This is a genomic window from Corallococcus sp. bb12-1, assembly GCF_026626765.1.
Lineage (GTDB): Bacteria > Myxococcota > Myxococcia > Myxococcales > Myxococcaceae > Corallococcus > Corallococcus terminator.
In genome coordinates, this window is record NZ_JAPNJZ010000018.1 from 679,400 (window position 1) to 703,184 (window position 23,785).

Consider the following 23,785-nt stretch of genomic DNA (forward strand, 5'->3'; position numbering starts at 1 on the left):
GAAAGGTGAGGAGGCCATGCAGACGGAAGCGCCTTCCAAACCGGGCAGGGAAGAGCTGACGTCTCGTGCGTCACGCGTGCGACTGCTCGTGTTCGACGTCGACGGCGTCCTCACCGACGGCGGCCTGTATTACGGCGACAACGGCGAAGTGATGAAGCGCTTCAACGTGAAGGATGGCCATGCGCTGGTGATGGCCCGGCTGGTGGGCCTGCCCGCCGCCATCCTCACCGCGCGCACCTCTCGCATCGTGGAAGCACGCGGCCGCGAGCTGGGCCTGGCCGCCGTGTTTCAGGGCCGCAAGGAGAAGGGCCCGGCGCTGCAAGAGCTGCTCGCCCAGCTCCAGGTGCCCGCCGAAGCGTGCGCCTACATGGGCGATGACCTCAACGACCTGGACCCCATGTCGCTCGCAGGGCTTTCCGCCTGTCCCGCGGATGCGGTTCCAGAGGTGCGCCAGGACGCGCACTTCGTTACCCAGAACGTTGGCGGTCACGGAGCCGCCCGCGAATTGGTGGAGTTGTGCCTCCGTGCCAGTGGCCGTTGGGATGACGCCGTGGGTCTGATGAGAAGTCCTGATAAACGCAGCAGGTAGGTGGGTTGATCAAACCCCGCATCCAAGGTAGGTGTTTATTTCCATGGCAAGTGGAACGATGCAGTCAGAGGGGAGTACGGCGATGACGGACCAGCTCTACACGACGCACGACATCAGTCGGTTGCTTCAGGTGGATCCGTCGACGGTGAGCAAGTGGATCGACCGGGGCATCCTGATGGCCTTCCGCACGCCGGGCGGTCACCGCCGGGTGCGCTCGACCGACCTGCGCACCTTCCTGGTCACCCACCAGATGCCCGTGCCCGAGGAGCTGGGCAGCAGCACGGTGCGCCTGCTGATTGTCGACGACGAGCGACAGACGCTGGATGCCATCAAGCGCGCGTTCAAGCCTTACGCGAACCAGGTGGAGATCCAGACGACGACGAGCGGCGTGGAGGCGCTCCTGCTGGTGTCGGAGCAGAAGCCGCACGGGATGCTCATGGACATCAACATGCCGGACATCGACGGCATCGAAGTCTGCAAGCGCATCCGTGCGCGCAAGCAGATGGAGGGCGTGCGGCTCATCACCATGACGAGCAATCACACGCCGGACGTCGTGGAGCAGTCCAAGCAGGCCGGTGCGGTGGCGTGCCTGGCGAAGCCCCTGGACGTGAACGCGGTGCTGGAGCTGTTCCGGGTGCCCATGGCCCTCGGCGCCAGCGCCAACCGCAAGTAAAGGACGGGGGCTTCCGCCTGGCCCACAGCGGAAGCCCTCGGGTCGGTTGATGCTGGCGGGAGTCGCCGCACCTCGTCTTTCGCGAGGACAGCGGCCTCCCTGAGTGGCGTCGGGTGATGCACGTGCATCAGCCCTGGACCTTCACCTCGACGACGCGGGGCCTGGTCTCCTCGCGACGCGGCAGGGTGAGGGACAGCACGCCATTGTCGTAGCGGGCCTCCACACGGGTGGCATCCACCGTGTCGGGCAGGCGGAACTGACGCGCGTAGACGCCGGTGGAACGCTCCTGGCGGCGCAGCGTGGTGCCCTCCGCGACGGTCTCCGCCTTGCGCTCGGAGCGCACGGTCAGGACGTTGTTCTCCACCTTCACCTGGATGGCCTTGGCATCGTGGCCGGGCAGGTCGATGCGCAGCGTGATGCCGGCCTCGGCCTCGAGGATGTCGGCCGCGGGCGTCAGGGTGTGCTCCATGTCCGGGCGGGTGTTGGCGGACGCCGAGGACAGCTCGCGGAAGAGCAGGTCGAAGTCGCGCAGCAGGGGCAGCGTGACGGCGGCGTTGTAGGCGTTGCGGTGGTTGAGCATGGTCTTCTCCTGAGCGTGTCGTCCTTTGGGACGCACGTCGTGCGGGTTCACGGTCGTTGTTGAGTGCGGCGGGCGGGCCCAGGCTTCGGTGTTTCAGGAGGGCCCGTCAGCGCCTCACAAGACTCAAGAGAACCATGCTTTGAAACGTGTCAAGCAACGGCCCTGGCCATCCCGGGCGCGGTGCTGGAGGCGTCCTGTCCGCCCGCCTGCCCGCCTGCTCCCTTGCCGGAGAGGCATTGGCCGGCAGGCTCAGTCGTCGTCGCGGCCCAGGGTGACGGAGGGCCCGTCCTCGTCCCGGGTGACCTTCACCTCCCAGGGCCGGCAGCAGACGGGGCAGTCCTCCACGTAGGCCTCGGAGGAGGCGCCCAGCGAGTCCACGTCGACTTCCACCTCTTCACCGCAGTACGGGCACGTCTGGGTGGCGGCATCCGCGAAGGGCTGCATCTTCAGCCTCCTGGCCTCTTGGCGAGGCAGTTCGACGACGTGGACTGAGCGTCCGCGCCATCAGACGCTAGAATCCCCACCCCATGGCTCCCCCTTCCCGAAATCGCATCGCCGACATCCTCATCAAGGCGCGCGTCATCGACGAGCTGCAGCTGCGCAGCGCGCTCGCGTCGCTGGACCAGTGGGGCGGGCGCGTGTCGCGCGTCGTCTCGGACCTGGGACTGGCGTCCGAGGAGACCATCACCCAGGCCATCTGCCAGGGGTTGGGAATGCCGCGCGTGCAACTGGGCAACCTGACGAAGGACGCGGCCGCGCTGTCGCGCGTGGACGTCATCCTCGCCGAGCAGAAGGGCGTCTTCCCGGTCCAACTCAAGGACAACGGCAAGACGCTGGTGCTCGCGATGTCGGACCCCACGGACCTGGCGACGTTGGACCAGGTGGCGGCGCGCAGCCGCGCTCGCGTGGTGCCCATGGTGGCGGGCGACCGTGAAATCGAGCACGCCATCCTGCGCCACTACCGCAACCAGGAGCCGGTGGACAAGAAGCGCTTCAAGCCCGACTCGAAGCAGCAGGACGCGGGCGAGCTCCCGGAGGAGGAGGAGTTCAAGGTCGTGGACATGAGCGGCAAGACGGTCGTCAAGCGCATCAGCGACATCGTCGACCCGAACGCCGCCCCGCCCGCCGCCGCCGCGCCGGCCCGCTCCGCTGAGAGGGCCGCGCCGCCCGCCGCCGCGGCCGCGGGCTCCAGCGCCTCCGACATCCTGGATGAGATTCTCGCGGGCGGCTCGCCCACCTCCGAGTGGACGGAGGCGGACCTGCAGCGCCTGCAGACGGTGCAGCAGAACCAGGAGAAGAGCTCCAAAATCCTGCGCGCGCTCCTGGAGCTCGTCTTCGAGAAGGGCCAGGTGCAGCAGCGCGAACTGGCCGCGCGCATGCGCCTGTAGCGAAGGCGCTACGTCACCTCGCGCAGCTCGCGCGCGGTGAGGCCCAGCAGGTACAGGATGGCGTCCAGCCCGCCGGCGGAGATGGATGTGTCGGCGGCCTCGCGCAGCTTGGGCTTGGCGCGGAAGGCGATGCCCAGGCCCGCCTTCTCCAGCATCAGCAGGTCATTGGCCCCGTCGCCCACCGCGATGACCTGCTCCAGCAGGACGCCCTCCTGCTTCGCGAGCGTCTCCAGCAGCTCCGCCTTGCGGCGCGCGTTGACGATGGTGCCCACGGTGCGGCCAGTGAGCTTCCCCTCCTGGGCCTCCAACGTGTTGGAGTACGCGAAGTCGATGCCCAGGCGCGCCTGGAGCGCTTCGGCCGCCACGGAGAAGCCGCCGCTGATGACCGCGGTGCGGTAGCCCAGTCGCTTGAGCACGCGGATCAACGTCTCCGCGCCTTCGGTGAGCGGCAGGTTCGCCGCCAGCTCGCGCAGCACCTGGACGTCCAGCCCGGCGAGCAGCGCCACGCGCTGGCGCAGGGACTCGTCGTAGTCCATCTCCCCGTGCATCGCGCGCTCGGTGATGGCGGCCACCTTCGCGTGGACGCCATGCGCCCGCGCCAGCTCATCGATGACCTCGATGCGGATGAGCGTGGAGTCCATGTCCATCACCACCATCCGCTTGCCGCGCCGGTAGAGGCTCTCACGCTGGAGGGCCACGTCGAACGTGGGGCTCTCCATGGACAGCGCCAGCAGCGCGCGCTTGAGCGAGGACGGGTCCGCGTCCGGCGCCAGCGTGACGTGCAGCTCCACCGACCCCAGCGGTGTCTCACTCAGGCGGGTGATGCGCTCCACGCGAGCCCCCTGCTCCGCCAGCCGCGCCGTCAGCGCGTGCACCTCGCGCGCGCCCAGCGTCTTGCCCACGCCGGTGACGACGTAGCGCAGCGGTTCAGGGCCCGGAGGCGTGGCGACAGAAGCCACCGCGCGGACATCCACCGTGACGCCCAGCTCGCGCGCCGCGAGGAGCAGCGCCTGCCACGGGTCTTGTCCGTTGGGGGAACTGGCGGAGGGGCGCACCAGCAGTGCCAGGGTGAGCAGGCCCTGCACCACCACCTGCTCCACATCGAGCAGCTCCGCGCCTGCATCCGCGAGGAGTCCGGTGAGGCGGGAGGTGGTGTCGGGGCCGTCCCTTCCGGTGACGGTGAGGAGGACGGTGTCGGAGGGGCGCGCGGTCATGGGCGCGCCGCAGTCTGACAGTCCGCCCGGGGACGGGCGAGCCTCGCGTGGAGGCCCGCCTGCCCTTCAGGTCAGTCCTGCTGCGTGTCGGACGAGATGATGAGCGAGCCGCGCTCCAGGTACTCGCCATCCGGGAAGGCCTTGTAGAAGTCCTCCAGCATCGCATCCACGTCCGGGTAGCGCTGCTCGCGCTTGTCCTGGGTGGCCTTGTCGAAGAGATGATCCAGGCCGCTGGGCGCCTCCGGGTTCACCTCCGAGGGCAGGGGCGAGCGGCGGCCGGGGATCTGCCCGGTGAACATCTCGTAGAGCAGGATGCCCAGGCCGTACACGTCCGCGGACGGACCCGGCTCCTTGCCAGCCCGGTTCATCAGCTCGGGCGCCATGTACACCATGCCGCCCATGCCCATGAACACCTGGGGCATGCCCTTGGTGGCGTCCACCTCCACCACGCGGCTCATGCCGAAGTCGGCGAGCTTCGCGTTGCCGTACGCGTCGAAGAGGACGTTCTCCGGCTTGAGGTTGTGGTGCGTGAGGCCCGCGGCGTGCGCCGCCCGGAGGCCATAGGCCAGTTGCAGGAACGTGCGCAGCGCATGCGGCACGTCGATGCCCTTGCCGCCGCTGGACTCCAGCTTCTCCTTCAGGCTGCCGCGCATCAGCTCCACCACGAAGTACGGCCGGGTGGACTCCACGTTCTGATCGATGATCTGCACCACGCCCGGGTGGCGCACCTGCGCCTGCGCGCACAGCTCCTTCTTCAGGCGCTTGAGGACCTCACCGCGCTGGAGGAAGGAGAAGTAGCCGAAGATGTCCTTCAGCTCCTTGATGCAGATGTCCAGGCCCAGGGCGTTGTAGCGACCCTTGAAGACCGTACCCAGAGGGCCCGTGCCGATGGGGTCGAACTTCTGGTAGCGCAGGTCCAGGTCGCTGGAGCCCTTCGCCACCGCGGCGGCGTTCGGGACCGGAGCTGCGGGGGCGGGAGTCGTGGAGGGAGGGGGCATCGGAGCGGGCGCGGCGGCGAGCGGAGAGGTGATGACCAGGGGGTGGGGAGCGCTGGGAATCGGCGCGGGCGGCGCGGGGGTGGGCGGCGAGGGCGGCAGCCCGATGAGGGTCTCCCGCCGGGGCTCCGGCACGTCCTGCCAGGGCGACGGCTGCGGCGTCTGGATGGGAGGCGAGGAGACCGGGGGCGCGGCCGTGCCCAGCTCCAGCGCCGGCATCGCCACCCGGTGGGTGCGCGACGAAGGCACGGGGGGCGGCCCCATCTGCGAGGGCTGGGAGGCCCCGGCGCCACCGTCCACCTCCGCCTCGTCGAGCAGCAGCTCCGGCGGCGGCGGCGGGACGCTCATCGGCTCGTCCTCCTCCAGACGCCCGATGTGCGTCGGCTCCTCCGCCGTCAGCTGATCGGCGAAGAACTCGTCGACCTCCTGGGCGAAGCGGTCCGCCAGGTCCCCGCCCACCACCTTCTCGCCCTGCTCGGTGAGCTTGAGCTGGGCCTCGCGGTCCATGGCGATGTAGTGGAACTTGCGCAGGAAGAAGAAGTAGTTGTCGAACTCCAGCGAGACGGACGGTTCGAGGGCGGCCTTCACGTCGGCCAGCTTGTTCGAGCGTCCCAGGCGGCCGTTCTCCCGCAGATTCTGCAGGATGAGCAGCGCCTCGCCACTGACGGTGTCACGATGGATTGCGGGCTTCGTCATGGGTGCGCGGACTCTACGCGCCCCTACCCCGAAGCTTCAATATTTGGAGCGAGGAACCCGCACCTCGGGTTCCAGCCTGGGCCTACTGGATGCGAAGCAGCTGCTTCACCGTCTCCAGCACTTCCACGAACCGCACCGGCTTGCGCAGGTAGATGTCGACCCCCAGCTGCATCGCGCGATCCTGGGCTTCCTTGCCGCCCGCGGAGATGGCGATGACCGGAATCGACTTGAGCGCCTCTTCTTCGCGGATGCGCTCCACCAGCGCGAACCCGTCCATCACCGGCATGTACAGGTCCAGCATCACCAGGCTGAAGCGGTCTTCGCGCAGCCGCAGCAGGGCATGGTGCCCGTCCGGCGCGAAGTGGACCTCCAGCGGGACCTTGCCGTGCAGATCGTTGCTCGCGAGCTTCTTCAGCACATAGCTGTACATCTCGATGATGTGGGGGTTGTCCTCGACGATGAGCACGCGGTACCCGTCCTGTTCGGAAGGGTTCGTCGCGCTGTCGTCAGGTCCCGCCGCACTCAAGATGTCACCCAGTCGCCGCCGATCCTGCTCGCTCTCCACACGGATGCCGACACCCCCGGGCTGATCCGGAGCCGCCAGCCGCACCCAGGCCACGGTGCCGCTGACTTCTACCGGATCCAGCAGTCCCGGGAAAGAAAGTGCAAGCCGAAGCTCGTCGCCCACGACGAAGAGCTGCTCCGTCTGGACGAAGAAACCCCCGGCGGACAGGTTCTCCGTCACGTCCCGGAGCGGACGCCCATGCGGGTAGTCCACCCGGAGGACGGTGGGGATACGAGAGTGCTGCCGCTGGTCCGCAGGGTCCGGGCTCATAACAAGGGGTTGAAATCGCTCGGAAATTTGCTGATGGCGGTCCAGTCTACCGCCGAGGGTTTATGTTGACAACGAAGCCATTGCGGCAATACGTACGGCCCGCCATGGCGGAGCCCCTGTTCACTCCTGAAGAGCAGAAGAAGTTCGACGCGGGGATCGCGGAAATCCTCTCGCACTACCCCTCTGATCGCAAAAGCGCCGGGATGTTGCCCGCGCTTCGCCTTCTTCAGGACCTCAAGGGCTGGTTGCCGCCCGAAGGCCTGCGGTTGGTGGCGAAGAATCTGGAAGTCACGCCGGAGCGCGCCTACGAGGTCGCCAGCTTCTACGTGATGTACCACCTGAAGAAACCGGGCAAGTACGTCATCGACGTCTGCACGAACCTGTCCTGTTCGCTGTGGGGGGCGGAGAAGATGCTCGCCTACCTGGAGCAGAAGCTGGGCATGACGGCGGGGGAGACGAACGACAAGTTCACCCTGCGCGAGACCGAGTGCCTGGCGTCCTGCGGAACGGCGCCCTGCCTGCAGATCAACGAGGACCACCACGAGAGCCTGACCCAGGCCAAGCTGGACGCCATCCTGGCCCGGCTGTCGTGAGTCGCCCCTCCTCCCCCTCGCTTTCCTAGGACATCCATCCATGGCCTCTACGGCAAAGGCGGTTGAACCCGTCATCTCGGCGGCCTGGGGCAAGCCCCAGTCCTGGACCCTGGACAGCTACCGTTCGCGCGGCGGCTACGACGGGCTCAAGCGGGCGCTCACGATGGAGCCCCAGGCCATCATCGACGAGGTGAAGAAGTCCAACCTCCGCGGCCGCGGCGGCGCCGGCTTCCCCACGGGCATGAAGTGGAGCTTCGTCCCCAAGGACAGCCCCAAGCCCAAGTACCTCGCCGTGAACGGCGACGAGTCCGAGCCGGGCACCTTCAAGGACCGCTACATCCTGGAGAACGACCCGCACATGATGCTGGAGGGCATCGCCATCGCGTCGTACGCGCTGGGCGTGCACACCTGCTACGTGTACCTGCGCGGCGAGTTCAAGTTCCAGGCGGAGCGCACCCAGGCGGCCATCGACGAGGCCTACAAGGCCGGCATCTTCGGCAAGTCCATGCTGGGCAAGGACTTCCAGCTGGACTGCTACGTCGTCCGCGGCGCGGGCGCGTACATCTGCGGCGAGGAGACGGCGCTGCTGGAGAGCCTGGAGGGCAAGAAGGGCTGGCCGCGCCTGAAGCCGCCCTTCCCCGCCGTGGTGGGCCTGTTCGGCAGCCCCACCGTGGTGAACAACGTGGAGACGCTCGCCAGCGTGCCCCCCATCCTCGCCAAGGGCGCGGAGTGGTACGCCAAGCTGGGCACGGACAAGTCGGGCGGCACGCACCTGGTCTGCCTGTCGGGTTCGGTGAACCGCCCGGGCGTCTACGAGGTGGGGATGCACACCACCATCCTGGAGCTGATCCACGACGACCAGTACGGCCAGGGCATGCCCAAGGGCCGCAAGGTGAAGGCGGTCATCCCGGGCGGGTCCTCCGCGCCGGTGCTGGGCGCGGACGAGCTGGACGTGGCGCTGGAGTTCGAGGCGCTGAAGATGAAGCAGACGATGGCCGGCTCCGGCGGCGTCATCGTGATGGACGACGCCACCTGCATGGTGCGCAGCCTGTGGCGCGTGGCCCGCTTCTACGCGGAAGAGTCCTGCGGCCAGTGCACGCCGTGCCGCGAGGGCACGCCCTGGCAGACGCGCCTCTTGCGCAAGATTGAAGAAGGCCGGGGAGAGCCGGGCGACATCGACATGCTGTCGAACGTGGCGTCCTCCATCGCGCCCTACCCGCCCATCGGTCTGGGCAACACCATCTGCGCGCTGGGCGACGCGGCGGCGCTGCCCACGCACTCCTTCCTCATGCGGTTCCGGGACGAGTTCGAGGCGCACCTGCGGGAGAAGCGCTGCCCGTTCGGTGAGCACCCCTGGGGTTCCTACGGAGATTGGTCTTGAACACTGAGTTGGTTCTCTTCGGCGTTTTCGCCGTCATGACGCTGGTGTCGGCGGGGCTCGTCATCACCGCGCGGAGCCCCATCAACTCCGCCATGGCCCTGGTGTCGACGTTCTTCTTCCTGGCCGGTATCTACGTGCTCCTGTGGGCGCACACAGTGGCCGTCATCCAGGTGCTCGTCTACGCGGGCGCCATCATGGTGCTCTTCCTGTTCGTCATCATGCTGCTGAACCTGGGGGACGCGGCCCACCGCGGCCGCCCCACGGTGACGCGCATCCTGGGCGGGGCCTCCGCGTTCGGCCTGCTGGCCGTGCTGGCGGTGACGCTCGGCCGCACGAACGCCATGCCGGCCAACCTGGGCCCCCAGGCCCAGGCGACGTTCGGCACCATGGCCTCCGTCGGCCAGTCCATCTTCACCGTCTGGCTGCTCCCGTTCGAAGCCGTCAGCCTGCTGCTCCTGGTGGCGATGGTGGGCGCGGTGGTGGTGGCCAAGTCCCGGATCTGATCCCCGCCTTCGGACAACTTCTGCTAGATGGCGCGGGCGGGCTCTTGCAGCCGTCCGCCTGAAAGCCAAGAGCTTCCGCACATGGTTCCCATCACCTACTACCTCCTGCTGGCCGCCGCGCTCTTCTGCATGGGCATGTTCGGCGTGCTGGTGCGCACCAACGCGCTGGTCGTCTTCATGTGCGTGGAGCTGATGCTCAACGCGGTCAACCTCACGTTCCTGGCGTTCGCGCGGATGCACGGCGACGGCATCGGGCACGTGTCCGCCTTCTTCGTCATCGCCGTGGCGGCCGCGGAAGCGGCCATCGGTCTGGCCATCGTCATCGCGGTCTTCCGCAGTCGCGGCTCCGTGAACGTGGACGACATCCGGACGATGAAGCACTGAATCCCGTCACTCCCTGAGCCCATCCATGGACGGAATCGTCGAATTCTTCAGAACGGCACCCATCCCCCCCGAGGTGTTCGCACCCTCGCTGGGATTGATCATCCTGCTGCCGCTCCTGGGCGCGTTCGTGTGCGGCGTGTTCGGCAAGTGGCTGGGCCGGGCCAACGTGCACCTGGTGGCGTGCTCCGCCATCGCGGGCGCCTTCGTGCTGAGCCTGATGGCCTTCTGGGCTACCAGCGACGCGGCGGGCGGGCGCGTGGTGAGCATGCCCAACGCGTTCGGCCTGGAGCGCGACGTGGTGCGCTACGCCATCTCGTATGACTACGGCACCTGGTTCGCGGCGGGCGACTTCCGCGTGAACTTCGGGCTGCTGGTGGACCACCTGTCGGGCATCCTGCTGCTGGTCATCACCGGCGTGGGCTTCCTCATCCACCTGTACTCCACCAGCTACATGGAGCACGACGACGGGTACTGGCGCTTCTTCGCGTACCTGAACCTCTTCGTCGCCGCGATGCTGACGCTGGTGATGGCCGACAACCTGGTCCTGCTCTTCGTGGGCTGGGAGGGCGTCGGCATGGCCAGCTACCTGCTCATCGGCTTCTGGTACACGGACAGCGCGAAGGCGTGGGCAGGCCGCAAGGCGTTCGTCACCAACCGCATCGGTGACTTCGCGTTCCTCATCGCCACGTTCCTGCTCATCCTGACGGTGAACGCCTTCAGCCAGCAGGCGGACCCGCGCGACTACAACTCCGCGGGCAGCTCCCGCGCGCGCTACACGCAGGGCCTGCTGGAGAAGGGCCCCGTCACCTTCAAGGGCCTGGAGAAGATGGCCCTGGCCCTCCCGGAAGGCACGGGCGGCGCGGTGTCGCTCGCCACGCCCATCGAAGCGGGGCCGCTGGCCGGCTACACCTTCGGCGGCGTGATGACCGCCACCATGCTGCTGTTCCTCCTGGGCGCGGCGGGCAAGAGCGCGCAGCTGCCGCTGTACGTCTGGCTGCCGGACGCGATGGCCGGCCCGACGCCGGTGTCCGCCCTCATCCACGCCGCCACGATGGTCACGGCCGGCGTGTACCTGTTCTGCCGCATGAGCTCGCTGCTGGTGCTCAGCCCCACCGCCATGGCGACCATCGCCGTCGTGGGCGCGCTGACGTCGCTGCTGGCGGCGCTGATCGCCTTCGCGCAGGACGACATCAAGAAGGTGCTCGCCTACTCCACGGTGTCGCAGCTGGGCATCATGTTCATGGGCGTGGGCATGGGCGTCTTCTGGGCGGCCGCGCTGCACCTGCTGACGCACGCGTGCTTCAAGGCCTGCCTCTTCCTGGGCGCCGGCAGCGTGATGCACGGCAACGGGGATGAGACGGACATCAAGAAGCTGGGCGGCCTGTGGAAGGAGATGAAGTGGACGCACGCCACGTTCCTCGTCTCCACGCTGGCCATCACCGGCATCATTCCGCTGTCCGGCTTCTTCTCCAAGGACGCCATCTTCCACGGCGTGCACCACAACCACCTGCACGACCTGCACTGGGTGTCCGGCTTCGTCTACGCGATGGGCCTGCTCATCACCGCCTGCACCGCGTTCTACATGTCGCGCGTGTACCTGCTGACCTTCACCGGCAAGCGCTCCCCCGAGGCCAAGGTGGCGCACGCGCACGAGAGCTCCTGGTTCATGACGCTGCCCCTGGTGGTGCTGGCGTTCCTGAGCATCGTGACGCTGGCGTACGCGCTGCCGCTGATGCCCCGCTCCGGTGGCGGCATGCAGCCGGTGTTCGAGAACTTCCTCTCCCCGGTGCTGCGTCCGGCGGAAGCGGTCGCTCGCGCGGCCAAGACGGTGGCCCTGGACAACAGCACGCCGGCCTTCGTGGACTACCTCATCGCGTGGCTGGTGGCTCTGTCCGGCGGCGCGACGGCGGCGTTCCTCTACCTGAAGTTCTTCCCCGCCCAGGTGGGCAAGCCGGTGCCGGCGTTCGCCCGCGCGGTGCGCCGCACGGCCCACAACAAGTTCTACGTGGATGAGCTGTACGAGCTCATCCTCATCCGGCCGGTGAAGTTCGTGGCCTTCATCCTCTTCCGCGTGGTGGACGCGCTCGTCATCGACACGGTGCTGGTGCGCGGCACCGCCTACGTGACGGAGAAGGTGGGCTTCGGGCTGCGCCGGCTCCAGACGGGTGACGCGCAGGCCTACGCCGCCATCATGGCGCTCGCCATCCTGGGCGGCGCGGTCTACGCCCTCCTGCAGGTGCTTTCATGAGCTTCTTCGACACCCACCTGTTGAACGTCGTCATCTACCTGCCGCTCGTGTTCGCGGCGCTGGTGTTGATGCTGCCCTCCACGGAGCACGGGCAGGTCCGCGCCATCACGTTCGTGGGCATGCTGCTGGACCTGGCGTTCGGCGTCTGGGCCTACTTCCGCTTCGAGCCTTCCGGAGCGGAATTCCAGATGGAGTTCCGCGTCCCCTGGTTCCAGCAGTTCGGCATGAGCTACCACCTGGGCCTGGACGGTCTGGCGGTGAGCCTGCTGCTCCTGACGGTGTTCCTGGGCCCGCTGGTGGTGCTCGCCTCCACCACGTACATCAGCCACCGCATCAAGGAGTTCCATCTGGCGCTGCTGGTGCTCCAGACGACGATGCTGGGCGCGCTGGCGTCGATGGACGTCCTGCTCTTCTACATCTTCTTCGAAGCCATGCTCATCCCCATGTACCTGCTGGTGGGTGTGTGGGGCGCCGAGGACCGGCGCATGGCCGCAGTGAAGTTCTTCCTCTACACGCTGGTCGGCTCGCTGCTGATGCTGGTGGCCATCGTGGCGGTGTACTTCGTGAGCGGCGGCCCGGGCGTGCGCTCGTTCGACTACGGCACGCTCTACAACAACCTGCTCGCCGCCAATCAGCAGCTCGCCGCGTGCACCAATGGCCCGGAGGGCGCGTGCGCGTCACTCACGGGCCTGGCCGCCACGCTGCACACGTACGGGCCCTGGATGTTCGCCGCGTTCGCGCTGGCGTTCGCCATCAAGGTCCCCATGTGGCCGGTGCACACCTGGTTGCCGGACGCGCACGTTCAGGCGCCGGTGGCGGGTTCCATGATCCTTGCCGGCGTGATGCTGAAGATGGGCACCTACGGCTTCTGGCGCTTCGCCATCCCGCTGTTCCCGGTGGCGGCGCAGGCCGCGCGGCCGTTCCTCGCGGTGCTGGCCGTCATCGGCATCGTGTACGGGGCGCTGATGTGCCTGGCGCAGCGGGACATCAAGAAGCTCATCGCGTACTCGTCCGTCAGCCACCTGGGCTACTGCATGCTGGGCCTGCTGGCCGTCACGAGCGAGGGCGCCACGGGCAGCGCGTACCAGATGCTGAACCACGGCATCTCCACGGGCGCGCTGTTCCTCCTGTTCGGCTTCCTCTACGAGCGCCGCCACACCCGGCTCATGTCGGACTACGGCGGCATCGCGAAGGTGATGCCGGTGTTCACCGCGGCGTTCGTCATCATCACGTTCTCGTCGGTGGCGGTGCCGGGCACCAACGGCTTCATCGGTGAGTTCCTGGTGCTGATGGGCACCTTCAAGAGCACCCTGCCCCTGGGCTTCGGCGCGTTCGCCACCCTGGGCGTCATCCTGGGCGCCGCGTACATGTTGTGGATGGTGCAGAAGGTCTTCTTCGGCGGCATCACGCACCGGGAGAACCAGCACCTGCGCGACATGAACCTGCGCGAGATGCTCACCACGGCGCCCTTCATCGTGCTGGTGGCGGTGATGGGTCTGATGCCGCAGCCCTTCCTGGAGCGCATCGCCCCGTCCACGGAGCGCTACGTGGCGCGCGCCAGCGTGGGCGCTCCGGGTGCCCCCCAGGCGAAGGACGACCAGCTGCGCGTGGAGGTGATGTCGCTGCCCTCCACCGCCGCCGCGGCCCGCCCCTCCGTTCCCGCCGCGCCGCTCGCCGTGCGCGAGTAGGCCCCGAAAGACTCCATGAACCTGCCAAACCTCACCCTGGCGGATTTCCTCCCCCTGCTGCCCGCCATCATCATGGTGGTGGCGGCCTCCATCCTGCTGCTGTCGGAGGTGTTCCTCTCCGCCACCGCGTCGCGCGGCTACCAGGCGGTGCTCACCGTCGCGGCGGCGGCGGCCAGCGGCGCCGTGGCCGTGGGCCTGATGTTCGAGCCGCCCCAGGAGGTGTTCCTGGGCTTCGGCGTGTTGGACCCCTTCTCCAGCTTCCTCACCCTGGTGGTCAGCGTGGGCCTGGGGCTGGCGGCGCTGAGCGCGGTGGGCTTCCTGCGCAAGCGAGGCGCGGAGCGCGGTGAGTTCTACGCGCTGATGCTCTTCGCCTCCGCGGGCATGAGCCTGCTGGCCATGTCGACGGAGTTCATCACCATCTTCGTCAACATCGAGATCCTCTCCATCGCGACGTACGCGCTGACGGCGTACCTGCGCCGCGGCACGCGGCCCAGCGAGGCGGGCTTCAAGTACTTCATCCTGGGCGCCTTCTCGTCCGCCATCCTGCTGTACGGCACGGCGCTGCTGTACGGGGCCACGGGCACGACGAAGCTCAACGACATGGTCATCCCGCTGCAGCAGGCGCTGAACGGCAACCCGGCCCTGGTGTACGTGGGCGCGGTGCTCATCGCGGCGGGCTTCGCGTTCAAGGTGGCGGCGGTGCCGTTCCACATGTGGACGCCGGACGTGTACGAAGGTGCCCCCACGCCGGTGACGGCGCTGATGAGCGCGGGCGTGAAGGCGGCGGCGTTCGCCTCGCTGGTGCGCGTGTTCCTCACGGTGGGCAAGGGCATGGACCCCAAGCTGCCGCTGATGCTGTTCGCTACGCTGGCGCTGCTCACCATGGTGGCCGGCAACCTGATGGCCATCCCGCAGCGCAACGTGAAGCGCATGCTGGCGTACTCCTCCATCGCGCACGCGGGCTACCTGCTGCTGGGCGTGGCGGCGCTGTTCGTCGCGGCGCCGGGCGAGAGCTTCCGCGTGCTGTCCGCGTCGTCGCTGTCCGGTGGGACGCCGCTGGACGTGGCCCGTTCGGACGCGCTGCGCGGCATCCTGTACTACCTGCTGGCGTACACGTTCAGCGCCGCCGGTGCGTTCGCGATGGTGTCCGCGCTGGAGCGCCGCGAGGACGAAGAGAAGGGCACCGCGTGGGACCTGGAGCGCTTCGCGGGCCTCGCGCAGCGCCGGCCGGGTTACGCGTTCGCCATGGCGGCCTTCATGCTGTCCCTGGGCGGCATCCCCCCCACGGTCGGCTTCATGAGCAAGCTGCTCATCTTCCAGGCCGCCATCGACGTGGGCCTCGTGGGCCTCACCATCGTCGCGGTGCTCTCCAGTGCGGCGGGCGCGTATTACTACCTGCGCGTCGTCGTCTACATGTTCATGCACCCCGTCCCCGAAGGCGCGCAGCCGCTGGAGCGCAACTGGGGCACCGAGGCCGCGCTGGTCATCTCCACCGTCGCCGTCGTGCTCCTGGGCATCCTCCCCGGCCACGTGACGGATTGGCTCGCCCAGGCGGGCACGCTGTTCGGGCAGTAGCGCACGGACAGCGGTACGTCGCACCCGACGCCCGTCGCGGCCACCTGGCCCGGCGGGCGTTGTCGTTGCGGGGCATCGACGCGCGCACTCACCGCCTCTCGATGGGCTCGGATCCGCATGACGCGCGCCAGCATGCGCGCCGCGTTGCGCAGCCCGGCAACGGAGCCACGGGACGTGGCCCACGGCGTCATGCACCACGTGCGTTGCAGAAGTGAAATGGGCGGAAGGCCGAGGCGCTCACGGACACCTTCCCCACCGGCGTGTTTGGCGAAAGAACCGGCTCAGGAGGTGTGGCGTGGAGCGGAAAAGAAGGCGGCCCGGCACCCGTGAGGGTGTCGGGCCGCGGGTCTTCTCAAGGTGACACACCGGAAGTGCTGAAAGGGTGGGGGGGAACCACTTTCAGCCTCGCTTCGATGCGTCCCGGACCTAAGCCTTAGCAGGTGCCATGCCAGCCGCTTCGGAAGCCGAAACTCTAGACTTCTCAAGCACTTGGACGACAGGGCGACACTCCTTCCCCCTCCTCCAGGCATTGCAGGGCTGAAATCGGGTTTCAGATTTGAAAAGCCCGAACAAATCCGGGGGTTTGTTTTTTTCAACCTTGAACGGGTCCGATTTCGGATCTGAACCCACCCAGAAAGGGGGTGGGACACGGCCTGGACACCCACCTGAGGGGTTACCTGCACCTACTCGCGCGGGGCGCCGACGGGGGGCCGGAGGTTGAGCCGCTTCATCTTCCGCCACAGCGTGGTGGAGGAGACGCCCAGCTCGTCGGCCACGCGGGCCAGGTCCACGCCGTGGCGCTCCAGGGACTGGACGATGGCGCGGCGCTCGGCTTCCTCCACCACCTCCGCCAGCGTGGGGCCGGAGGACTCCGGGCTCCCCGCGCGGGCGTCCGTGGGCGGCAGGCCCGAGGCGGCCGCCGGCAGCACTCGGGACTGGGGGCGCAGCGGGAAGTCCTCGGGGAGCAGCTCGTCGGCTTCCGCCAGCGCCGCGGCCTGCTCCACCAAGTTCTCCAGCTCGCGCACGTTGCCGGGGAAGTTGTACGTCATCAGGTGCTCCACGGCCGTGGCGGACAGGCGCCGGGGCCGGGGGCTGCGGGCGTTGGAGCGTTGCAGGAAGTGCTCCGCCAGGGCGGGCACGTCCTCCAGGCGCTCGCGCAGGGGAGGCACGCGCAGCATCACCACGTTGAGGCGGTAGTAGAGGTCCTGGCGGAAGCGCTTCTCGCGCACCTCCAGCTCGATGTCGCGGTTGGTGGCCGCGGCGATGCGCGCGTCCACGCGCATGGCGGTGGACTCGCCCACGCGGCGCACCTCGCCGTCCTGGAGCGTGCGCAGGAGCTTGGACTGGAAGGTGGGGCTCGTCTCCGTCACCTCGTCGATGAAGAGCGTGCCGCCGTCCGCTTCCTCGAAGAGGCCCCGGCGCGTCTTCACCGCGCCCGTGAAGGCGCCCTTGGCGTGGCCGAAGAGCTCGCTCTCCAGGAGCGTCTCGCTGATGGCCGCGCAGTTGACGGGCACGAAGGGCCGGCCGTTGCGGCGGCTGTGCGTGTGGAGCGCCCGCGCCACCAGCTCCTTGCCCGTTCCGCTCTCCCCCTGGATGAGGACGGTGGCGTCACTCTGCGCGACGCGCATGAGGCGCGTGGTGAGATCCCGCATCGCCTGGCTGCGGCCCACCAGCGCGGACAGGTTGTGGTTCTGGTAAAATTCGGTGGCGAAGTTGGACACCGCCATCTGGAGCTTGGAGTGCTCCAGGGCGCGCTCCACGCGGTAGCGCAGCTCGCTATCCTTGAAGGGCTTGGTGATGTAGTCGCACGCCCCCAGGCGCATGGCCTCCACCGCGTTCTCGATGGAGCCGAAGGCCGTCATCAAGATGGCCTGCAGGCGCGGGGAGACCTCCAGCCCGCGCTTGAGCAGCGTGAGCCCGTCCATGGGCTCCATCTTCAGGTCCGTGAGCAGCAGGTCCACCTGCCCCTTCGCGAGCACGGCCAGGGCCTCCTCGCCGGTGCCGGCTTCGGACACGGTGTAGCCGAAACCCTTCAGGAGCAGCGCGGTGGTGGCGCGCATGTTGCGCTGGTCGTCCACCACGAGGATGCGTCCTTTGGAAATGGGCGTGGTCGCGTCGGTCATGGAAGGGACAGGGGCTGCGTGAGCGGCAACCGGAAGATGAACGTCGTACCGCGTCCCGGCACGCTCTCCACGGCGATTTCGCCGCGGTGATCCTCCAGGATGCGCTTCACCACCGCGAGGCCCATGCCGGTGCCCTGGGCCTTGGTGGTGAAGAAGGGTTCGAAGACGCGGTGGAGCAGTTCGGCCGGGATGCCCGGCCCCTGGTCCATCACGTCGATGCGCAACTGTTCGCGGCCGCCATGCGCCTCGCGGCGGGCCTTCACCTGCACCTCGCCGCCGTGGGGCATGGACTGGATGGCGTTGACGGCCACGTTGAGGATGGCCTGGCGGATGAGCCGCCGGTCGATGAGCACCGGCGGCATGCCGGGCTCCACCTCCGAGGAGATGCGCACCGGACGCTCCGCGCCTCCCTGCGCCTTCGCCGCCTCCACCGAGTCCTGGAGCACGCGCAGCAGGTCCTCGTGCTGGAGCACCGGGTTGCGCGGACGGGTGTAGTCCAGCAGGGCGCCCACCATCCGGTTGAGGCGGTCACTCTCCTCGCCCACGATGTCCAGCAGCATGGCGGCGTCCCCTTCCGGCTTCAGGATGCGCCGCAGCGAGGCCACCGCGTTGAAGATGACGCCCAGGGGGTTTCGCACCTCGTGCGCGACGATGGCGGACAGCTCACCCAGGGCGGCCAGCCGCTCGCGCTTCACCATCTCCGCGCGGGTGGCGGCCAGCTCCGCGTAGCTGGCCCACAGCGATTCGTACAGGCGCGCATTGGCGATGGACAGCGCGAGCTGGCCACACGTGGCCTCCGCCAGGTCGATGAGCTCCGGGCCGAAGGGACGCGGGCCGCGCACGTCGTCCACCATCACCACGCCGATGAGTTCCTCGCGCGAGGTGAGCGGCAGACCCAGCAGGGCCTTCTCCCCCAGCTGTTCAATGAGCGCGGCACCAGCGGCCGAGCCCCCCTGCCGCAGGTCATCGATGGCGATGGGCTTGCGCTCCCGGGCCACGCGCGCGGCCAGGGCGTCGCTGTCCAGCGGCACCACCACCGCGCGGAACAGGTCCCGGTGCGCCTCGGACGCGGCCGCGCCCCGGAGCACCTTGGCCTGTTCGTCGTAGAGCAGGATGAAGCAGTTGGACACGTCCAACAGGTGCACGAGGAAGTCCGACGCGACGTCCAGGATGCTCGCCGTCTCCAGCACGCCCGACGTGGTGCGCGACAGGTCCAGCAACAGGCGCGTCTCCGTGAGCTGGCGCGCGGATTCGGCCCGGAGGCGGCGCTGCTCCAAGAGCGTCACCAGCAGCTCCGCGAGCGTGGCCAGGAGCCGCGCGTCGCGCTCGTCGAAGGGCTTCTCCTTCGGACGCAGCGCCTGCACCACCCCCACGCCTTCACCGCCCCGGGTGAGCCTGGCCGCCGTGCCGGCGCCGAAGCGGCCCTGGGACACCGACGCCAGCGCGCGATTCTGGGCGTACGAGGACACCACGCCCCCGTCCGTCCGGAGCGACGCGGCCAGCAGCACGTCGGTGACGGGCGCGTCCGCGCCGCCCGCGAGACTCTCCTCCAGCCCCACGTGCGCGATGAGCCGTGGAGGCTGCCCCGGCTCCGGGGCGACGTGCAGCACCACCGCGGCGGCATGGAGCAGGTCCGCCACCCGGGCGAGGAACCTCTCCGGCGGAGGGGGCACCGGCTGCGCCACGAAGCGCGCCATCTCCGCCACCGCCTCCACCTCCCAGCGGCTGCGCGCGCCGTCCGCCTGGAGGTGCGCGTCCGCGAGCGCCGCGCCCACCACCTTCGCGAACAGCGTCAGCACCGAGCCGTGCCGAGGCGCCACCCACGGCCCCGCCACCCACAGCACCTCCGACTGCGGCCCGCCCACCGGCAGGTACGCGTGCGTGGGCTCCGCGTGGTCCGCCCCGCCAAACACCGGCCGCCCGTCCGACAGCGCCTCCAGCGCCAGGTGCGCGTCCACCGGTGGGGACACGCCGTCACGCACCACCAGCCGCGTGCCCTCCCAGCGCAACAGCCGCGCCCGGAAGCCCGCGCCCTCCAGGCCCGCCAGCGCCACGCGCCGCACCGCCTCCTCCGAGCGCGCGGACACCAGCGCCGCGGACGTGTCCACCAGCCGCTCCGCGACCGCCAGCTCCACGGGCCGCTCCGCCTGGACCAGGCAGTTGAGGAGCAGGCCGTAGCCGCCCCCCTCCAGCAGGAGCTGCGAGGCCTGCACGGACACCTCGTGCGTGCGGCCCTGCGCGTTGGTCACCCCGTAGAGCTGCGTGCGCCCGTCCAGCGGCGAGCCCGAGGCCAGCCGGCGGTAGCGATCCGCCAGGCGGCTGCGCTCCTCGGGCTGCACGAAGTCGAGGAAGGAGCGGCCCTCCACCTGGGTGCGCTCCAGGCCCAGCAGCCGCACATACCCGTCGTTGGCCACGTGCACGCGGCCCTCCCCGTCCAACACCAGCACGGGGTTGACGAAGGGGGCCACCAGGGCCCGAAGCTCCTGCTCGCTGTAGGCCTTGGGATTCATCCGCGACGCAGCACCCTTTTGTCACCCACCCTCAACGTCACCTTCTCCCGGTCGAAGTACTCCGACAAGGGAATGATGAACTTGCGGCTCTGGCCCACCAGGTCCTTGAAGCCCTGGGTGGTGATCTCCTTCCGCTCCCGCAGGTGCGTCACCAGCCGCTCGCGCAGGCCACCGAGCGCGTTCGCGTCGAAGCACAGCTCCTCGCTCACGCGCACCCCCACGCCCTGCGCCACCAGCACCTTCAGCAGCTCCTGGAGCTTCGCGGACGGCAGCTTCAGCTTCAGCGCCAGCTCCGTGACGGTGGGAGGGGCGAGCCCCGCCGCGGACAGCTCCGCCGACAGGCGCGCGCGCGCGGCCTCGTCCCCCAGGGTGAGCGTGCGGCCCCGGCCCTGGAGGCGCACCACGTCCTTCTCCGACTCCACCTTCCCCGCGTCCACCAGCGCCTGCACCACGCGCTGAAACAGGCGCGCGTCCAACTGCGCGGAGAGCCGCTGGCGGAGCTCCTCGCGCGACAGGCCCTCGCGCATGGGCTCGCGCTCGTGGAACGCGGCCAGCAGCGCGAGCGAGCGCTGGCGCAGCCCTTCGAACACATCGTGGGACACGTAGAGCCGCCGCTCGCGGTCCACGAGCAGCACCTGCCCCTTCGCCCCCAAGAGCTCCAGCGTGCGCGCCAGCACCTTGGGCGAAAGCCCCGAGCGGCCGAACAGCTCCGGCTGCGTGAGCCCCGCGTAGCCCGCCTGCCGCAAGAGCCACGCCACCTGCCCGCCCGCGTCCGCCTCCAACAGGGGCCGCACCACCCCGGAAGCGCCCCGGCGACGGCGCGGCGGGGTGATGGACAGCACGCGCCCTCCGGCCACCGTGGCGCCCCGGCCCGGCAGCGCGCGCGAGCCCCGCAGGATGAAGCGCTGGCCCACGAGCGCGCCCACCGGGGACGCAAGCCGCAGCTGCGCGAGCGCCGTCTCCCCCGGTGACAGCGTGTCCAGGTCCAGCAGCGCCACCGTGGCCTCCACCTGCGCGGTGCCCAGGTGCAACAGCAGCTTGCGGCGCTTGGGCAGCGGGGATTCGGCCGCGGGCAGCAGCGTCAGCTCCACGTCCAGCATGGACGTCTCCGGCAGCTCGCCCGCGCGCGTGAGCACCATGCCCCGGTGCACCTCCTCCGTCTCCACGCCCGTCACGTTCACCGCCGCGCGCTGCCCTGCCTCCACGCGCGTCACCGGTTGCCCGTGCACCTGCACGCCCCGCACGCGCAGCGGCCCCGGCCGGGCCCCGGAACCGGAGGGCAGCAGCGACACCGCGTCGTCCACCGCCAGGGAGCCGGACAGGAGCGTGCCCGTCACCACCGTGCCGAAGCCCTTGATGCTGAAGGCCCGGTCCACCGGCAGGAACGCGGGCCCCTCCGACGGACGCTCCGGCAACGCGGCCCCCGCGCGGCCGAGCGCCGCCTTCAGGTCCGTGAGGCCCGCACCCGTCCTCGCGGACACCGGCACCACGGGCGCTGTTTCCAGGAAGGTGCCCGTGGTGAGCGCGGCGAGGTCCGCCTCCACCAGCGCGCGCCAGTCGTCGCCCAGCGCCTCCAGCAGGTCCGCCTTGGTCAGCGCGACGACGCCCGCCTTCACGCCGAGCAGCCGGCAGATGTCCAGGTGTTCGCGCGTCTGGGGCATGACGCCCTCGTCGGCGGCCACCACCAGCACCGCCAGGTCCACGCCGCCGGCACCCGCGGCCATGGCCTTCACGAAGCGCTCATGGCCGGGCACGTCCACCACGCCGGCCACCTGTCCGTCCGGCAGGGGCAGGTGCGCGAAGCCCAGCTCCAGCGTGATGCCCCGCCGCTTCTCTTCCGGGAGCCGGTCGGTGTCGATGCCGGTCAGCGCCTTCACCAGGGACGTCTTGCCGTGGTCGATGTGGCCCGCCGTCCCGATGATCATCGCCGCGTCAGCACCCTTCCGGTGTCCAGCGGACTCAGGCTCCGGCCTTGTCGGGGTCCTCGTCGAAGTGCGCTTCGCCCATCCCGGGCTCGTAGTCCCACGGGAAGACGAAGAGCGAGTCGGTGGACATGCCCGCGTGGTCCGGCGTGAAGCCCTCCGGCCGCGCCACGAGGGTCGCCGTCTTCACTTCCTTCGCGCCCACCTTGCGCGCGAGCGCCGTGGCCAACTCCAGCGTGTCCCCGCTGGACGCGATGTCGTCCACGATGAGCACGCGCAGGCCCTTGATGGCCAGGGGCATCTCCTCGCTCACCTGGGGATCCAGCGCGCGGTTCTTCGCGCGGTCCGCCTTGTCACGGCTGCGGCGGCTGATGCGCACAGGGAAGAACTTGACCCCGAGCGCTCCGGCGAGCGCTCCGCCCACGTACACGCCGCCGTGCGCCACGCCCACCACCGCCTCCGGCTCCCAGGCCTGACGGATGGTGCGCGCCAGCTTCTGCACCGAGCGGTCGAACTCCGCCCACGACAGCTCCACCACGCCGCCGGGCTTCTTGCGTGACTGGTCGCGGCCGGTGGGTTGGCGCGGGGCCTCCACCTGGGGCGCGAGCACCAGGTCGTTGGGAATGGAAACGATGCGCTCCGCGCCCTGCTTCTGGGCGGCGGACGGCGCGGGGGACTTCGGGGAAGGGTTGCGCTGGTCCTGGGACTTCGGCCCAGGCGCTGCCCGCTTGGTGGCCACGGCGAAAGCTCCGGGTGAGGTGCGGTCCTGTCATATCCCGAGCACCGCGCCCTCGCCACAACCGCCGCGCCTGCTTCCTCGGCGGGTGTGAGGCGCTGAAACATCCCCCCGGCGCCGGAAGATGTCTGTCTTCAAAACAGAAGGCCCGTCCCCCGGCCCAGGAGGCTCAGACGCTGCCTTCGGCCAGCATCTGGGCAATCTCCGCGCCCGGGATGACATAGCGCGTCGTGCAGAACTGGCAGGTGGCCTCCGCCTGGCCTTCCTTCTCGAGCAGGTCCTGGAGCTCCTCCTTGCCCATGGCGAGCAGGGCCAGCTTCACGCGGTCGCGGCTGCACGAACAGGTGAAGCGCAGGGGGTAGCGCGACATCACCTCCAGGTCCGCCTCCGGCACCAGCGAGCGCAGCAGCGTCGTCGCCCCGTCCTCCGCGTGCGCCTGGACCGCCGTCTGGAACTGCGCCCTCAGGCGGGTGCCCAGCGCGTGGAAGGCGTCCTTGTCCCCGTTGGGGAGCGGCTGCACGAGCAGCCCCACCACGGTGCCCAGGGGGTCCTCCTTGCCGTCCACCACGCCCGGCAGCTGCGCCATCATCAGGTGCGAGGGCAACTGATCCGACTGGTGGAAGTAGCGCTCCAGGTCCGCCACCAGGTCGAAGTGCTCCAATTCCACGGACGACCGGTAGTACTCGCCGCCGCCCTGGTCGCGCAGCACGGACAGGAAGCCGTGGTTTCCCAGCACGGGACGCCAGTGGTACTTGCCCTCCGTCCCCACGTACTCCACCAGCGTGTTCTTCACGTAGCCGCGCACGACGCCATTCGCGTCGCCGTCCACGAAGAGGCCGCGCAGGGGGCCGTCGCACTCCAGTTGCAGGTTGATCCGGGAGTCCGTGCCCTTGCGGAGCGCGCCCATGAGGGCGGCGGCGGTGAGGCCCTGGGACAGGAGGGCGGCGGAGGCCGGCATGCTCTGGTGCGCGGCGCGGGCCTGGCGGGACAGGACGCTGGTGGTGGCCAGCATCAGCCGCAGGTCCGACGCCTTCAACAATCCACTGACAAGCTCATCGGGCATAGGGGGGCTTGTTAGCGCGCCGCACCCGTCCGTGCCCACCGGTGAAAGAGGGGCGGGGACGGGACGCCCGCGCGCCTGCCAGCAGCCGG

At 69.4% G+C, this 23,785-nt stretch carries 20 protein-coding genes; 10 read left to right on the top strand and 10 right to left on the bottom strand.

Annotation, left to right across the window (positions count from 1 at the left end; translation table 11 throughout):
* Nucleotides 1-16 precede the first annotated feature (16 nt).
* Together OV208_RS23510 and OV208_RS23515 are read left to right on the top strand one after the other, a co-directional pair.
* The gene (locus OV208_RS23510) at nt 17-589 is read left to right on the top strand and encodes a KdsC family phosphatase (protein WP_267576453.1); all 573 of its coding nucleotides are present in this window, start codon (nt 17-19) and stop codon (nt 587-589) included.
* A 43-nt stretch (nt 590-632) separates the two neighbouring features.
* Nucleotides 633-1,262 carry a response regulator gene (locus OV208_RS23515; protein WP_120533359.1) on the top strand — a complete coding sequence of 210 codons (630 nt, stop codon included), beginning with the start codon at nt 633-635 and terminating at the stop codon, nt 1,260-1,262.
* 127 nt (nt 1,263-1,389) lie between these two features.
* Here the strand turns inward: OV208_RS23515 and OV208_RS23520 are convergent, their stop codons facing one another.
* Nucleotides 1,390-1,842, bottom strand: coding sequence for an Hsp20/alpha crystallin family protein (locus OV208_RS23520; RefSeq protein WP_267576119.1), 453 nt, complete (start codon nt 1,840-1,842; stop codon nt 1,390-1,392).
* A gap of 249 nt (nt 1,843-2,091) precedes the next feature.
* The gene (locus OV208_RS23525) at nt 2,092-2,286 is read right to left on the bottom strand and encodes a CPXCG motif-containing cysteine-rich protein (protein WP_120541511.1); all 195 of its coding nucleotides are present in this window, start codon (nt 2,284-2,286) and stop codon (nt 2,092-2,094) included.
* 83 nt (nt 2,287-2,369) lie between these two features.
* On the opposite strand from OV208_RS23525, the gene OV208_RS23530 reads away from it, so the two are divergent.
* A complete protein-coding gene (locus OV208_RS23530; RefSeq protein ID WP_267576120.1) occupies nt 2,370-3,230 on the top strand; it encodes a general secretion pathway protein GspE in 861 nt (286 codons plus the stop codon).
* A gap of 8 nt (nt 3,231-3,238) precedes the next feature.
* Here OV208_RS23530 and serB read toward each other — a convergent pair whose 3' ends face one another.
* The 3 genes from serB to OV208_RS23545 form a co-directional block, all read right to left on the bottom strand.
* Nucleotides 3,239-4,444 carry a phosphoserine phosphatase SerB gene (serB, locus tag OV208_RS23535; RefSeq protein ID WP_267576121.1) on the bottom strand — a complete coding sequence of 402 codons (1,206 nt, stop codon included), beginning with the start codon at nt 4,442-4,444 and terminating at the stop codon, nt 3,239-3,241.
* Between the two features lie 71 nt (nt 4,445-4,515).
* Nucleotides 4,516-6,135 carry a serine/threonine protein kinase gene (locus tag OV208_RS23540; RefSeq protein WP_267576122.1) on the bottom strand — a complete coding sequence of 540 codons (1,620 nt, stop codon included), beginning with the start codon at nt 6,133-6,135 and terminating at the stop codon, nt 4,516-4,518.
* An 82-nt stretch (nt 6,136-6,217) separates the two neighbouring features.
* Nucleotides 6,218-6,970: a TIGR02266 family protein gene (locus OV208_RS23545; RefSeq protein WP_267576123.1), complete on the bottom strand. Its 753-nt coding sequence runs from the start codon at nt 6,968-6,970 to the stop codon at nt 6,218-6,220.
* A 104-nt stretch (nt 6,971-7,074) separates the two neighbouring features.
* Here OV208_RS23545 and nuoE point away from each other — a divergent pair, with 104 nt between their 5' ends.
* The 7 genes from nuoE to OV208_RS23580 all read left to right on the top strand — a co-directional run bounded on the left by nuoE (nt 7,075) and on the right by OV208_RS23580 (nt 15,342).
* The gene (nuoE, locus tag OV208_RS23550; protein ID WP_120535507.1) at nt 7,075-7,563 is read left to right on the top strand and encodes a complex I 24 kDa subunit family protein; all 489 of its coding nucleotides are present in this window, start codon (nt 7,075-7,077) and stop codon (nt 7,561-7,563) included.
* Nucleotides 7,564-7,603: 40 nt separating this feature from the next.
* Entirely contained in the window at nt 7,604-8,944 is a 1,341-nt protein-coding gene (gene nuoF / locus OV208_RS23555) for an NADH-quinone oxidoreductase subunit NuoF (protein ID WP_120542541.1), read from the top strand.
* Entirely contained in the window at nt 8,941-9,447 is a 507-nt protein-coding gene (locus OV208_RS23560) for an NADH-quinone oxidoreductase subunit J (RefSeq protein ID WP_267576124.1), read from the top strand. Before nuoF ends, OV208_RS23560 begins: the two co-directional genes overlap by 4 nt.
* Before the next feature lie 81 nt (nt 9,448-9,528).
* Complete coding sequence (gene nuoK / locus OV208_RS23565; protein WP_120535510.1) at nt 9,529-9,831, top strand: NADH-quinone oxidoreductase subunit NuoK; 303 nt, start codon at nt 9,529-9,531, stop codon at nt 9,829-9,831.
* A gap of 25 nt (nt 9,832-9,856) precedes the next feature.
* Nucleotides 9,857-12,079, top strand: a complete 2,223-nt coding sequence (nuoL, locus tag OV208_RS23570) for an NADH-quinone oxidoreductase subunit L (protein WP_267576125.1) — start codon at nt 9,857-9,859, stop codon at nt 12,077-12,079.
* Nucleotides 12,076-13,767 carry a complex I subunit 4 family protein gene (locus OV208_RS23575; protein WP_267576126.1) on the top strand — a complete coding sequence of 564 codons (1,692 nt, stop codon included), beginning with the start codon at nt 12,076-12,078 and terminating at the stop codon, nt 13,765-13,767. Before nuoL ends, OV208_RS23575 begins: the two co-directional genes overlap by 4 nt.
* Nucleotides 13,768-13,782: 15 nt before the next feature.
* A complete protein-coding gene (locus OV208_RS23580; RefSeq protein ID WP_267576127.1) occupies nt 13,783-15,342 on the top strand; it encodes an NADH-quinone oxidoreductase subunit N in 1,560 nt (519 codons plus the stop codon).
* A gap of 683 nt (nt 15,343-16,025) precedes the next feature.
* Here the strand turns inward: OV208_RS23580 and OV208_RS23585 are convergent.
* From OV208_RS23585 to OV208_RS23605, 5 genes are all read right to left on the bottom strand, one after another.
* Nucleotides 16,026-17,465 (bottom strand): sigma-54-dependent transcriptional regulator, encoded by a 1,440-nt coding sequence (locus tag OV208_RS23585; protein WP_267576128.1) that lies wholly within the window; start codon nt 17,463-17,465, stop codon nt 16,026-16,028.
* A complete protein-coding gene (locus OV208_RS23590) occupies nt 17,462-19,975 on the bottom strand; it encodes an ATP-binding protein (RefSeq protein ID WP_267576129.1) in 2,514 nt (837 codons plus the stop codon). The genes OV208_RS23585 and OV208_RS23590 overlap by 4 nt, the downstream gene beginning before the upstream one ends.
* Nucleotides 19,972-21,900 (bottom strand): selenocysteine-specific translation elongation factor, encoded by a 1,929-nt coding sequence (gene selB, locus OV208_RS23595; protein WP_267576130.1) that lies wholly within the window; start codon nt 21,898-21,900, stop codon nt 19,972-19,974. The genes OV208_RS23590 and selB overlap by 4 nt, the downstream gene beginning before the upstream one ends.
* Before the next feature lie 34 nt (nt 21,901-21,934).
* Nucleotides 21,935-22,636 carry a phosphoribosyltransferase gene (locus OV208_RS23600; RefSeq protein ID WP_267576131.1) on the bottom strand — a complete coding sequence of 234 codons (702 nt, stop codon included), beginning with the start codon at nt 22,634-22,636 and terminating at the stop codon, nt 21,935-21,937.
* Between the two features lie 166 nt (nt 22,637-22,802).
* Nucleotides 22,803-23,696 (bottom strand): Hsp33 family molecular chaperone HslO, encoded by an 894-nt coding sequence (locus OV208_RS23605; RefSeq protein WP_267576132.1) that lies wholly within the window; start codon nt 23,694-23,696, stop codon nt 22,803-22,805.
* Nucleotides 23,697-23,785: the final 89 nt, after the last annotated feature.